This window comes from Roseiflexus castenholzii DSM 13941, from assembly GCF_000017805.1.
Lineage (GTDB): Bacteria > Chloroflexota > Chloroflexia > Chloroflexales > Roseiflexaceae > Roseiflexus > Roseiflexus castenholzii.
On sequence record NC_009767.1, the window covers coordinates 4,401,269 to 4,415,055 of the forward strand.

The window sequence follows — 13,787 nt, forward strand, 5'->3', positions numbered from 1 at the left end:
TCAAAGGAATGGAGGCGTCGATGAGTGTGGCAACGACCGAAACACCGCGCGCCATCGTGTATCCCGAAAGTGATGGTCAGCCGATGGCCGACAATACGCTCCAGTTTCGCTGGATTGTCATGCTCCAGGGCAACCTGGCGGCGCTGTTCGCCGACCGTCCCGATGTCTTCGTGGCTGGCGATCTCCTCTGGTACCCCGTCGAAGGGCGGCCCGACATCCGCCGCGCTCCCGACGTGCTGGTCGCCATCGGACGCCCCAAGGGCGACCGCGGCGCCTATTTGCAGTGGGAAGAGGGGAATCAGCCGCCCCAGGCGGTGTTCGAGGTCCTCTCGCCCGGCAATACGCTGCGCGAAATGGCGCGCAAGTTCGAGTTCTACAACCGCTACGGCGTGCAGGAGTATTACCTGATCGACCCCGAACGCGGCGATGTGAGCGGCTGGGTGCGGCAGGACGGCGTCTTGACGGTCATCGACGACATCGACGGCTGGGTCAGCCCGCTGCTGGGGGTGCGCTTCACCGTGCGGGATGGCGCCATCCAGTTGTTCTACCCGGACGGACGACCGTTTCTGACCTTTGAGGAACTGGCGCAGGCGCGCGCTGCCGAAGCGCGCGCGCGAGCAGAAGCGGAAGCGCGTGCGCGCGCCGCCGAGGAGCGCGCGCACCAGGAAGCCGAGGCGCGCGCCGCCGCCGAGGAGCGCGCACAACGGGAAGCCGCTGCGCGCGCCGCCGCCGAGGAGCGCGCCGCGCGGCTGGCGGAGCGGCTGCGCGCGCTCGGAATTGACCCGAACGGTGCGGCTTAGGACCGTGACATCGCGCGACGTGCGCGCAGAGGGAGGGGCTATGAGCGCAACAACGATGGAGCACACGCGCGCCATCGTGTATCCTGAAAGCGATGGTCAGCCGATGGCCGACAATACGCTCCAGTTTCGCTGGATTGTCATGCTCCAGGGCAACCTGGCGGCGCTGTTCGCCGACCGTCCCGATGTCTTCGTGGCTGGCGATCTCCTCTGGTACCCCGTCGAAGGGCGACCCGACATCCGCCGCGCTCCCGACGTGCTGGTCGCCATCGGACGCCCCAAGGGCGACCGCGGCGCCTATTTGCAGTGGGAAGAGGGGAATCAGCCGCCCCAGGCGGTGTTCGAGGTCCTCTCGCCCGGCAATACGCTGCGCGAAATGGCGCGCAAGTTCGAGTTCTACAACCGCTACGGCGTGCAGGAGTATTACCTGATCGACCCCGAACGCGGCGATGTGAGCGGCTGGGTGCGGCAGGACGGCGTCTTGACGGTCATCGACGACATCGACGGCTGGGTCAGCCCGCTGCTGGGGGTGCGCTTCGCCGTGCGGGATGGCGCCATCCGGTTGTTCTACCCGGACGGACGACCGTTTCTGACCTTTGAGGAACTGGCGCAGGCGCGCGCCGCCGAAGCACGCGCGCGAGCAGAAGCGGAAGCGCGTGCGCGCGCAGCCGAGGAGCGTGCGCAACGGGAAGCCGAGGCGCGCGCCGCCGCCGAGGAGCGCGCCGCGCGGCTGGCGGAGCGGCTGCGCGCGCTCGGAATTGACCCGAACGGTGCGGCTTAGGACCGTGACATCGCGCGACGTGCGCGCAAGGGGAGGGGCTATGAGCGCGACAACGATGGAGCAGACGCGCGCCATCGTGTATCCTGAAAGCGATGGTCAGCCGATGGCCGACAATACGCTCCAGTTTCGCTGGATTGTCATGCTCCAGGGCAACCTGGCGGCGCTGTTCGCCGACCGTCCCGATGTCTTCGTGGCTGGCGATCTCCTCTGGTACCCCGTCGAAGGGCGGCCCGACATCCGCCGCGCTCCCGACGTGCTGGTCGCCATCGGACGCCCCAAGGGCGACCGCGGCGCCTATTTGCAGTGGGAAGAGGGGAATCAGCCGCCCCAGGCGGTGTTCGAGGTCCTCTCGCCCGGCAATACGCTGCGCGAAATGGCGCGCAAGTTCGAGTTCTACAACCGCTACGGCGTGCAGGAGTATTACCTGATCGACCCCGAACGCGGCGATGTGAGCGGCTGGGTGCGGCAGGACGGCGTCTTGACGGTCATCGACGACATCGACGGCTGGGTCAGCCCGCTGCTGGGGGTGCGCTTCGCCGTGCGGGATGGCGCCATCCGGTTGTTCTACCCGGACGGACGACCGTTTCTGACTTTTGAGGAACTGGCGCAGGCGCGCGCCGCCGCCGAGGAGCGTGCGCACCAGGAAGCCGAGGCGCGCGCAGCCGAAGCGCGCGCGCGAGCAGAAGCGGAAGCGCGTGCGCGCGCCGCCGAGGAACGCGCGCAACGGGAAGCCAAGGCGCGCGCCGCCGCTGAGGAGCGCGCCGCACGGCTGGCGGAGCGGCTGCGCGCGCTCGGAATTGACCCGAACGGTGCGGCTTAGGACCGTGACATCGCGCGGCGTGCGCGCAGAGGGAGGGGCTATGAGCGCGACAACGATGGAGCAGACGCGCGCCATCGTGTATCCCGAAAGTGATGGTCAGCCGATGGCCGACAATACGCTCCAGTTTCGCTGGATTGTCATGCTCCAGGGCAACCTGGCGGCGCTGTTCGCCGACCGTCCCGATGTCTTCGTGGCTGGCGATCTCCTCTGGTACCCCGTCGAAGGGCGGCCCGACATCCGCCGCGCCCCCGACGTGCTGGTCGCCATCGGACGCCCCAAGGGCGACCGCGGCGCCTATTTGCAGTGGGAAGAGGGGAATCAGCCGCCCCAGGCGGTGTTCGAGGTCCTCTCGCCCGGCAATACGCTGCGCGAAATGGCGCGCAAGTTCGAGTTCTACAACCGCTACGGCGTGCAGGAGTATTACCTGATCGACCCCGAACGCGGCGATGTGAGCGGCTGGGTGCGGCAGGACGGCGCCTTGACGGTCATCGACGACATCGACGGCTGGGTCAGCCCGCTGCTGGGGGTGCGCTTCGCCGTGCGGGATGGCGCCATCCAGTTGTTCTACCCGGACGGACGACCGTTTCTGACTTTTGAGGAACTGGCGCAGGCGCGCGCCGCCGCCGAGGAGCGTGCGCACCAGGAAGCCGAGGCGCGCGCAGCCGAAGCGCGCGCGCGAGCAGAAGCGGAAGCGCGTGCGCGCGCCGCCGAGGAGCGCGCCGCGCGGCTGGCGGAGCGGCTGCGCGCGCTGGGGCTGAACCCAGATGATATTGCCTGACATGTCTCTCCTGGCTTCGCTCAACCCCAAACAATACACAGCCGTCACTGCGCCTCCCGGTCCAATCCTGGTGCGCGCCGGAGCCGGCAGCGGCAAAACGCGCGTGTTGACGCTGCGGATCGCATACCTGATTGCGGAGTGTGGTGTGTCCCCATCGCACATTCTGGCGCTCACGTTTACCAATAAGGCGGCGCGTGAAATGCGACAGCGCCTGCGCAATCTGCCCGGCGTATCGATCCGAGGTCTCACTGCTGGCACGTTCCATTCGGTCTGTGCAGCGTTGTTGCGCGAACATATCACCGGTCGCATTGGCAGGTACACATCCGATTTTACGATCTACGCCGAAGATGAGCAGGCGCAACTGGCAGCGTTGGCGCTCGACGCAGCGCGGGAACGTCCGCCGGTCCTCCTCGAACCGACAGAACTGCTCCGTCACATTTCGCGCGCCAAGAGTCGGTTGCTCACCCCGCGCCTGGCAGCGCGCTTCGCCCGTGATGACCTGGAGCGTTTCGTCGCTGGATGTTACCAGCGTTATCAGCGCAGCCTGGAACACGCCAACGCGCTTGATTTCGATGATCTGATTCTGCTGACCCACCGGTTGCTCGCCGAACATCCCGATGTGTTGGACACCTGCCAGGCGCGCTGGCGGCATGTTCTGATCGACGAGTATCAGGACACCGATCCGGCGCAGTACGCGCTGGTCGAGTTACTGACGCGCCCATCACCCGCCAATGGACATGTGCGCTCGCTCTTCGCCGTTGGTGATGGGATGCAGGCGATCTACGGCTTCCGCAACGCCGACCATACGATCATTGCGCGATTCGAGCGCGATTTTCCCGAAGCGCGAGTGATCGAACTGGCGACAAACTATCGCAGCCGCCAACCGATCCTCGATGCCGCCTATGCGGTCATCCGTCATAGTCGTGCAGTTCAGCCCATGGCGCTGCGCGCAACGAAACCGGAGCCGCCGCGCGGCGCCGGGCATGTTCCGCCGCTCCAGATTGTGGACGCCAAAGATGCGCGCGATGAAGCCGAACGTGTGACGCGCAGCATCGTCGATCTCCTGCGACGTGGGCGTCGTCCACGCGACATAGCGATCCTCTACCGTTCACGCCATATGAGCCGCACATTTGAATCAGCGCTGCGTCATGTACGCATCCCATATGCGTTGCGTGGCGCAACCGGGTTCTTCGAGCGCGCCGTGGTGCGTGATACGCTGGCATACCTGCGTGTTGTCAACAATCCCGCCGACAATCTGAGCTTCAACCGGATTGCCAATGTGCCGCCGCGTGGACTGGGCGCCGGCGCGCTGGCGACGCTTTCCGCCTTTGCCGCGCAGCGAGGATTATCTCTCTCCGAAACACTGGCACATCCCGAGGTCCTTGCGGCGCTGTCGCCAAAAGCCGCAGAGAGCGCGCGACAACTGGCGGCGCTGTTCGTCCGCTGGCGGCGGCTTGTAGACGGCGGCATGCCCCCTGATCATGTGCTGGCTGATGTGCTCGAACGTATCGGCTACCAGGCGTGGCTCGAGCAACGCCTGGAACCGGAGGAACTGGCAGATGCGCGCGCTCATGTGCAGGAACTGGCGAATGCCGCTGCCGAGCATACTGCGCTCAATGCCTTCCTGCAAGAAGTGGCGTTACTGACCAGCGCCGATGATGACGATGATGAACGTGATCGGGTGCAGTTGTCCACCATCCACGCAGCCAAAGGTCTGGAGTGGCCCATCGTATTCGTTGCGGGTCTGGAGGAAGGGACGCTGCCGCACGAACACAGCCTGGTGACGCCGGATGGCGTGGAGGAAGAACGTCGCCTCTGCTACGTTGCGCTGACCCGTGCCGGCGAGCAACTGTACCTTTCCTGGGCGGCAAGCCGGGTGCGCGGAAAACCGACGAAACCATCACGATTCCTCAACGAAATCGAGGCATATGGGCGCGAGCGGGCGGGGAGAAACGTCGCATCATAAATGTTCCAGGGAATGGAGAGGTGCGAAAGTGGGAGATACCGCAAAAGGGCGCCTGAACCCATTCTAACACTCATGCACGATCATTTGGACAATAGCACTGCAAAAAGCTAACCGTGAAGGTCACAAAGGGGCACAAAAGAAATGCTTTTCATTTTTATTCACTTCGTGTGCTTCGTTTCCTTGGCGGTTAAGCCTTAAAAGGGCGCCTGCACCCATTCTAACACTCATGCACGATCATTTGGACAATAATGACTTCACTGCAAAAGGCTGTAACCACGAAGGTCACAAAGGGACACAAAGGAAATGCTTTTCATTTTTATTCACTTCGTGTGCTTCGTTTCCTTGGTGGTTAAGCCTTTTTGCAGTGGATTCAATAATGGTTTTTGAGAAAAGAATGCCATCGCCCGGCTAAGTCCGCGCAGGCGGGCTTTATAGCCGCCGGGCGGACTGACCGCGCATTAGTATAACGTTGGAGGACGCCGATGCCTGAGATACGGGTAAACGGAGCGACCATTTCCTACGAGGAACACGGAACCGGTCCTGAAACAATTGTGTTTGCACACGGTTTGCTGTGGAGCGGACGCATGTTCGATCATCAGGTCAACGCGCTCAAGGATCGGTATCGGTGCATTACCTTCGACTTTCGCGGGCAGGGGCAAAGCGAAGTGACCGACTCAGGATACGACATGGACACCCTTACGAACGATGCAGCGGCGCTGATCGAAGCGCTGCACGCCGCTCCCTGTCACTTCGTCGGTCTCTCGATGGGTGGGTTTGTCGGCATGCGACTGGCGATCCGCCGTCCTGATCTGATCCGATCACTCATTCTGCTGGAAACCTCAGCCGACCCGGAACCACGCGAGAATGTGGGGCGGTACCGCCTGCTCAATTTCATTGCGCGCTGGTTGGGGTTGCGATTGGTTGCCGATCAGGTGATGCCGATCATGTTCGGCAAAACGTTTCTGACCGATCCAAACCGCGCACAGGAGCGAGCAATGTGGCGCAAACGGATGACCGCCAATCACCGAATCGGCATCTCGCGCGCCGTGCGGGGCGTCATTGAGCGACAGGGGGTGTATGAGCAGATCGACCGGATCACAGCGCCAACGCTCATCATCGTCGGCGATCAGGACGTAGCGACCCCACCCGACAAAGCCCGACGCATATTCGAGCGCATCCCCCACTCGTCTCTGATCGTCATCCCCGGTGCGGGACACACATCCACAGTCGAGGCGCCTGAAACTGTAAACACACTGCTGCGGCGATTCCTCGATGCACACGCGGACAATGGCTCGCAACGCTGAGAGCAGTATGGTATACTTCCTCATCGTTACGTGGTTCGATGATGTGGTATGAAGGTTACTATCATGCGCGGTATTCGATTGCTCACAATCGTTATTCTGGCACTCTTTACGCTTGCCGCCTGCGGCGGAGGCGACATCAGCGTGCCGCCGCCGCCGAATGCCCGGCCATTCGAGAGCAGCGGCAGCCCCAAGATCGATCAGATCATCGCCTCCTGGAAGAACGTAGCGATTGAAGAAATGCGCAAAGACGCCGTCAAAGAAGAGTCACTGGTCGAAGAGATTTTTCTTGTCACCGATGGTTCGCTGGAGGACGTGCAGAACCACTACATGGCGTTGACCCAGAATGGTTGGTGGCATCTGAAGCGTATGCCCGGTCTTCAGGGTGATGTGTTGCTCGACGGGTACGAGCACGGCACGACGGCGCTTGTCATCGGCGCGATCGATGCGTCGAAGTTCGGCGGTGAGGGCATTGTCGTCTACACGCTGCGAGGAACGAAGTGAGCCGGGTGTCTTGACGCTATGGTTGACCCGGAAACAAAGGTAGGTGACATTCTCAAGCGAAAATTGGGACGTATCAAATGGGCGACACTCGAACCGGGCTCACCATCCTGGAAAGAGATTGCGAAGTTGACCTGGCGCGAGATTGAGGAGGGTGTGCGTCAGGGTAAACCCGGCTTCAGCACCATCCACAAACTCCTGACAGATCGGAGGTTTGATCGATGACTGCATTGGCTCAAACTGCTCTAGGTAAGCTGCTGGAGTTTCTTGACAGGCTTGAGGATGCAAAGATTGACTACAGACTGGCGCATATACGCGACTCGATTATGGTCGAAATGGTTGTGCCTGGCGAGCGCTGGGAAGTGGAGTTTTTCGAGAACGGGCAGATCGCTATTGAGCGCTTTGTCAGCACATATGTACAGAACATTGATGAGCATATGCTTAGTAAACTGATTGAGGAATACTGCCGTGATGAGTAATCTTTGATCTGCTGCTGTTCGATCTTCGTGCGTATGTGATAGGGAACAACAGGCGTATACATCTCACTCGTAGGTTTGCCCTGACGGAAGACTCTGAACATCTCACAGCACCGCTGCGTCTCAAGATCAGTAACGTCTCTCCGGACGAGCAACGATGCTCACGTTTCCAGCGAAGCGACTGTTGGGCGCGATGATCCGCTCTTGTGCGGCTGGTCATCCTCACGTTCTTCTGGAGGCGCACTGATGACCCCAGCCACGATAGGACGCTGTCAGGTCCTTGGCGAAATCGGGCGTGGCGGTATGGCGACGGTGTACCGCGCCTACGACCGCGAAGCCGACCGCGAAGTGGTGATCAAAGTCCTGCCGCGCGAACTGCTGCACGACCCCACTTTCCGCGCCCGCTTCCAGCGCGAGATCAAAGCAGTCACCGCGCTGGAGCACCCCGCGATTGTGCCGCTCTATGACTCCGGTGAGGATGCCGGGCAGCCGTTTATGGTCATGCGCCTGATGACCGGCGGCTCGCTGGCGGATCGGCTCAGACACGGACCGCTGACCCTCGCACAGGCGGCACGGATTATCAGCCATCTGGCAACCGCCCTCGACGCAGCGCACGTCGCCGGATCGATCCACCGCGACATCAAGCCCGACAACGTGCTCTTTGACCACACTGACCAGCCGTATCTCGCCGATTTCGGCATCGTCAGCGTGATGCAGACCGCCACCATCCTAACGCGCAGCGGCGTGATCGGCACGCCGGAGTACATGGCACCGGAACTGACCCGGCCCGGCGGGCTCTCGCCGCTGATGGACGTGTATGCACTGGGGGCGATGCTGTTCGAGATGCTGAGCGGGCGACCGCCATACCACGCCGATACGCCGATTGGCGCGCTGATTGCGCACGTGACCGAGCCGATCCCGGATGTGCGGATGCTGCAACCCGCGTTGCCTGCTGACATCCAGCGCGTCCTCGAGCAGGCGCTGGCGAAGGACCCGCAGGAACGCTACCAGTCGGCAGGCGCGCTGGCGGGTGACCTGGCGGCCGTCGCGGCGAATACGTCCCTGCCGACGCTCAAGGTAGCGGTGTCCGTTGCACAGGTGACCGTCACCCTCTAATACCAATGACGATTGACGATGCCGCATGCGTGTCATTCCGAGCCCTTCGCTTCGCTCAGGGTAAACGCAGCGAGGAATCTGAGCGGGTCGCGCACGACCCCCCGCGCTGCTCGGGGTGACCATGCCGGATGTTCACAGGGAATTGGTATAACGGGGATTCCTGGTTCTTGGTTCTTGGTTCTTGGTTCTCGGTTCCCCTAACCCCCTAACACCACCCGCTGCACCAGGTCAATCGCAGGCGTTGGGAGAAAGCCCAGGATCAGCACACCGAGCGTTGCGAGCGCAAGACCTGCCCGCAGGGCGCGGTCCATAGGCAAGGGCACCTCGCGCGCCGGTTCCGCCATGAACATCTGCGCCACAATGCGGAGATAGTAGAATGCCGCAATTGCGGCAACAATGACCCCAATGACTGTGATCCAGCCCATGCCCGACAGCCAGGCGGCAGTGAACACATAGAACTTCCCCCAGAAACCACCGGTCGGCGGGACGCCAGCCAGCGAGAGCATACAAACTGCCATGGCGACCGCCAGCCAGGGACGCCGACTCCACAACCCTGCCAGATCGCTCATATCCCAGGCTGCTTCGCCGCGATGTTCGAGAGCGATCAATACGCCAAACGCTCCGAGATTAGTAAAGGTGTATGCAATCAGGTACAGAAGAACGCCTTCAACGCCGCGTTGCCCGGCAATGCCACCCGGCGCGCCGGCGGCAATCACGCCGAACAGGATGTACCCGGCGTGACCGATGCTCGAATACGCCAGCATGCGCTTGACGTTGCGTTGCGTCAGCGCACCGATATTCCCGACCGCCAGTGTTGCAATCGCCAGCACCGCCAGCACCGGCGCCCAGATCTGCCACTCGCCCGCCAGCGCCTCGACCAGGAACCGCAGGAGCGCCGCAAACCCTGCTGCCTTGCTACCGACCGAGAGCAGCCCGGCTATCGGCGTCGGTGCGCCTTCATAGACATCCGGCGCCCACATATGGAATGGCGCCATTGCAACCTTGTAGCCAAAACCAACGACGACCAGTGCCGCACCCGCCAGCAGATAGATGCGTTCTTCGAGAGTCAACGTCTGTTGTGCCAGCGTCTCACCAATGGCGCGCAGATTCATGCTGCCGGTCGCTCCATACAGCAGAGCAATGCCAAACACGACGAACCCGCCCGCGAATGCGCCGATCAGCAGATATTTCATCCCTGCTTCTTCCGAAGCGTTGCGCGGATAGGCGAAGCCGGTCAGCACATACAGCACAATTGACAGCAGTTCCAGACCCAGAAAGAGAATGATCAGGTCCGCGCCCTGCGCCAGCAACATCATGCCACCGGTGGCGAACAGCACCAGCACGTAATACTCGCTTCGCTCGATTCCCTGGCGTGGCAGATAGTCGAGCGACAGCACCATGGTTATGGCAGCCGCTGCCAGAAACAACCAGTTCAGCGTCAGGCTATAGGAGTCTAGCCGCAGCATGCCGCTGAAGGTCTCGGCGTTGACGCCCCACAGCGGAATACCAACTGCCGCAGCAACCATCGCGCCCACCATCGCCAGATACCCGACGATCCGGGTACGTGAACGTGGCACAAACAAGGCAATGACCAGCAACACCGACGCCCAGCCAAAGATGATGCTGAGTTGCGTCGCCACGCGCCAGTCAACAGGAGGAATCACGATTTCGGTCATCTGTGTGTCATTCCACATTACATGGGCAACGTTCAACGACCTGCCAGAAACGGCAGCGTTCCCTGCGCGATCTGCGTCACCGACTGCTGCATCGGTCCAAACAGCAGATTGGGATACAGCCCAAACACCACCACCGGCGTTGCCAGAACAATCAACAACGCCAGTTCACGCGGTCGCACGTCGGGCGCCTGCGCCAGTTCCGGCGGGGTATCGCCCATAAACGCTGTTCGATACATATGCAACAGGTAGACCGCCGCCAGCACGACACCCAGAATCGCAGGCAACGCATAGCGCCAGCCAAGCCCCGGAGAACGCCACGAACCTTGCAGCACGACGAATTCGCTGATGAAGCCATTCAATCCCGGCAGACCGATTGACCCAAGCACCAACAGGAAGGTCAGGCTGCCAAGCCATGGGGTTGTCTTCCACAACCCGCCAAACGATTTCAGTTCCCGCGAGCCGCGTCGCGCTGCCAGCATCCCCACCACCAGAAACAATGCGCCGGTTGTCAGCGCACTATTGACCATATGTGCCACCGCACCCGCAATTCCCTGCACATTCAGCGCAAAAATGCCCAGCACGATCAACCCCAGATGGCTGACCGACGCATATGCCAGCAGACGCTTCATATCAGTCTGCTGATACGCAATCCATGCCGCATACAGAATACCAATAACTGCCAGCACGCCGACCGCCGGCGCAGCCCAGGCAGCGGTTGCCGGGAAAAATTGCACATTGTAGCGGATCAACCCATAGGCGCCGATCTTGATCAGCAACCCGATCACATCGACCACGCCCGACGACGGCGCCTCGGCGTGCGCCGTCGTCATCCAGGTATGGAAGGGCCAGATCGGCGCCTTGACCGCAAAGCCGATAAAGAACAGCCCGAAGAGAAGCCTTTCCGCGCCCGCATCGAGTCGCAGCGTACCGAGTTGCAGACTTGCCAGAATTGTCGCCGTGTCGAAGGTATAGACGCCGGTCGCCTGCCCGTGGAGCAGGTACAGTCCAATCATCCCCAGCAGGAGAAAGACCGAACCGCTGAAGGTGTAGGCAAAGAACTTGACTGCGGCGTAACGCCGTTCTGCACCGCCCCAGATGCCGATCAGCAACGCCGTGGGAATCAGCGTGAACTCGAAGAAGACATAGAAGAGCAACATGTCCTGCGCCGTGAAGACGCCAAACAAACCGCTCGCCAGGAGGAGAACCAGCGCATGGAACGCGCGCTCCTGGCGCTCGACCGTTCCCCAACTGGCTACCAGCGCCACCGGCGTCACGAGCGCGGTCAACAACACCAGCCACAGACTGATGCCATCGACCGAGACAGTATAACTGATGCCCCAGGATGGCACCCATGCCACACTTTCGACCATTTGAAAACCGGCGCGCGCAGGGTCGAAGAGGAACGCCACCCCTAACGCGGCAGCCAGCGCCAGCAGAGAAGCGCCCAGCGACACACCACGCTGCGCAGCGACGTTTTCGCGCGGCAACGCCAGCACCGTCAGCGCCCCCAACGCCGGCAACCAGATTGTGATTGATACCAGCGGCAAACTGTTCATGGATACTAACCGCGCAATGCGAAGAATGCGACCACAATGATCACGCCCACCAAAAACATCAGAGCGTATGTGCGAACATACCCGGTCTGCACGAGACGCAAGCCCTGCGCCAACCGCATCAGTCCGCGCGCTGTGCCACCGACCAGGACGCCATCAATACCCTCGCGATCAACCACCTGGCTGAGGAACACCGACGCTGTACGATAGGGACGGACGAAAACCCGCTGGTAGAGCCAGTCGAGACCCCAGCCAATCTCCATGCCACGCCACAGATCGCCGAGATACCGGAATGCCGGATCGTCCTTACCAATACGGATGCGCGGCTCCAGGTCGCGCGCATAGGTTTTCCAGCCCAGGTACCCGGCGCCGGCGCTCACCAGCGTCGTGATCGTTGCAAGAATCCCCATGCCGAACGTATAGATAACCTCCGGTTCCTGGAGCACCGGACGCAGATAACTGTTCAGCCAGTGCAATCCAGGGAAATTGATCAACCCGCCAATAACGGCGCCGCCTGCCAGCGCAACCATGGGCCAGCGCATCATGGCGCCGCTCTCGTGCGCGTGCATCGCCGGATCACGTGGCCGCCCGAAAAAGACCATGCCGATCTGACGACCCATATAGAACGCCGTGACTGCCGAGGTCAGAATCAGAATGATCGCTGCCAGCGGACTGCGCGCATCGAACCAGGCGTGAGCGATGATTTCGTCTTTGCTCCAGAACCCTGCCAGCGGAAAGATACCGCTCAACGCCAGCGCGCCGATCAGGTAGAGGCGAAAGGTCATCGGCAGATTATCGCGCAACCCCCCCATGCGCCGCATATCCTGGTGCCCGCCGATGCCGTGGATCACCGAACCGGCTGCCAGAAAGAGCAGCGCCTTGAACAGACCGTGGGTGAGCAGATGATACATACCCGCAACATACGCCCCCATCCCCACGGCAGCGACCATATAGCCAAGTTGCGAGACGGTCGAATACGCCAGCACGCGCTTGATATCGAGCTGCGCCACGGCTGCTGTTGCGCCGATGAACGCAGTCATCACACCGATCACCAGCACCCACGGCGCCGCCGACGCCGGTTGGTCGAACAACGTATGATTGCGCACGATCAGGTAAACCCCGGATGTCACCATAGTCGCCGCATGGATCAACGCCGACACCGGCGTAGGACCCGCCATTGCATCGGGCAACCAGGTGAAGAGCGGCAATTGCGCCGATTTCCCCGCCACAGCAACCAGCATCAGCAGGGTGATCCCCGCAATGAGCGGCAACTGCCCGAATGCGCCAAGATCGACGGTCTCACCTGCAATGATGATCGCCTGATCCAGATAGCCGCCGATGCCAAGCTGCGGATTATCGTAGAACGACAGCGTGCCGACATTGGTAACAATGGCGAACAGCGCCGCCAGCATCGCCGCGTCGCCGACGCGGTTGACCACAAAGGCTTTCACGGCTGCGTCAGAGGGGTTGATGCCTGGCGGCACGGTGCGGCGGTCGAAATAGTGCCCGATGAGGAGGAACGAACACAAGCCAACGCCTTCCCAACCGAGGAACAGCAGCAACAGATTGTCCGCCATCACCAGCATCAGCATGGCAAAGACGAACAGATTCATAAAAGCGAAGAACCGGACCGGGCGCACATCGCCGTGCATGTAGCCGATGGAATAGATGTGGATCAGCCCGCCGACGCCGGTGATCAGCAGCGCCATCACCGCAGTGAGCGGGTCGAAGAGCAACCCGAACGCGACGCGAAAATCCGCTATGCTGATCCATTCCCACAGCGTCCAGGTCAACCGTTTGGCGTCGGCAGGCGCGCTTTCGAGCAGTGCCATCGCCACGATTGTCGCAACAAATGACAATCCCACCATGGCGGCGGCAAGCATGCCGGCATCACGCTCCCGGCGCACCATCAGCATGTTGAGCAGAAAACCAAGGAGAGGAAACGCAGGTATCAGCCAGATAATCCAGTTCATTGCGGAATGTATCCTGTCAGGCAAGAGGCGAGAGGCTTAGCGTTTCGCG

Annotated in this window: 12 protein-coding genes; 9 read left to right on the plus strand and 3 right to left on the minus strand. The window is 61.6% G+C overall.

All coding sequences use genetic code 11. The features are described from left to right. Positions 1-20 precede the first annotated feature (20 nt). The 9 genes from RCAS_RS17420 (at position 21) to RCAS_RS17460 (ending at position 8,536) form a co-directional block, all read left to right on the plus strand. Positions 21-800, plus strand: a complete 780-nt coding sequence (locus RCAS_RS17420; protein WP_012121846.1) for a Uma2 family endonuclease — start codon at positions 21-23, stop codon at positions 798-800. Between the two features lie 40 nt (positions 801-840). Then, the gene (locus RCAS_RS17425; RefSeq protein WP_012121847.1) at positions 841-1,578 is read left to right on the plus strand and encodes a Uma2 family endonuclease; all 738 of its coding nucleotides are present in this window, start codon (positions 841-843) and stop codon (positions 1,576-1,578) included. 40 nt (positions 1,579-1,618) lie between these two features. Beyond that, entirely contained in the window at positions 1,619-2,398 is a 780-nt protein-coding gene (locus tag RCAS_RS17430; RefSeq protein WP_012121848.1) for a Uma2 family endonuclease, read from the plus strand. A 40-nt stretch (positions 2,399-2,438) separates the two neighbouring features. Continuing rightward, a complete protein-coding gene (locus RCAS_RS17435) occupies positions 2,439-3,176 on the plus strand; it encodes a Uma2 family endonuclease (protein WP_012121849.1) in 738 nt (245 codons plus the stop codon). A gap of 1 nt (position 3,177) precedes the next feature. Beyond that, positions 3,178-5,142, plus strand: coding sequence for an ATP-dependent helicase (locus RCAS_RS17440; protein ID WP_041331021.1), 1,965 nt, complete (start codon positions 3,178-3,180; stop codon positions 5,140-5,142). 482 nt (positions 5,143-5,624) lie between these two features. Continuing rightward, positions 5,625-6,446, plus strand: coding sequence for an alpha/beta fold hydrolase (locus tag RCAS_RS17445; protein WP_012121851.1), 822 nt, complete (start codon positions 5,625-5,627; stop codon positions 6,444-6,446). A 48-nt stretch (positions 6,447-6,494) separates the two neighbouring features. Then, positions 6,495-6,947, plus strand: a complete 453-nt coding sequence (locus tag RCAS_RS17450) for a lipoprotein (protein WP_232280055.1) — start codon at positions 6,495-6,497, stop codon at positions 6,945-6,947. Between the two features lie 218 nt (positions 6,948-7,165). Continuing rightward, complete coding sequence (locus RCAS_RS17455; protein WP_012121854.1) at positions 7,166-7,423, plus strand: hypothetical protein; 258 nt, start codon at positions 7,166-7,168, stop codon at positions 7,421-7,423. 243 nt (positions 7,424-7,666) lie between these two features. Continuing rightward, positions 7,667-8,536 (plus strand): serine/threonine-protein kinase, encoded by an 870-nt coding sequence (locus tag RCAS_RS17460; RefSeq protein ID WP_012121855.1) that lies wholly within the window; start codon positions 7,667-7,669, stop codon positions 8,534-8,536. A gap of 197 nt (positions 8,537-8,733) precedes the next feature. On the opposite strand, the gene RCAS_RS17465 is transcribed toward RCAS_RS17460, so the two are convergent. The 3 genes from RCAS_RS17465 to nuoL are packed head-to-tail and all read right to left on the minus strand — an operon-like array spanning position 8,734 to position 13,738. Then, positions 8,734-10,212: an NADH-quinone oxidoreductase subunit N gene (locus RCAS_RS17465; protein WP_041331023.1), complete on the minus strand. Its 1,479-nt coding sequence runs from the start codon at positions 10,210-10,212 to the stop codon at positions 8,734-8,736. Between the two features lie 32 nt (positions 10,213-10,244). Next, positions 10,245-11,768: a complex I subunit 4 family protein gene (locus RCAS_RS17470; protein ID WP_012121857.1), complete on the minus strand. Its 1,524-nt coding sequence runs from the start codon at positions 11,766-11,768 to the stop codon at positions 10,245-10,247. Between the two features lie 5 nt (positions 11,769-11,773). After that, positions 11,774-13,738 carry an NADH-quinone oxidoreductase subunit L gene (gene nuoL / locus RCAS_RS17475; RefSeq protein ID WP_012121858.1) on the minus strand — a complete coding sequence of 655 codons (1,965 nt, stop codon included), beginning with the start codon at positions 13,736-13,738 and terminating at the stop codon, positions 11,774-11,776. Positions 13,739-13,787 lie beyond the last annotated feature (49 nt).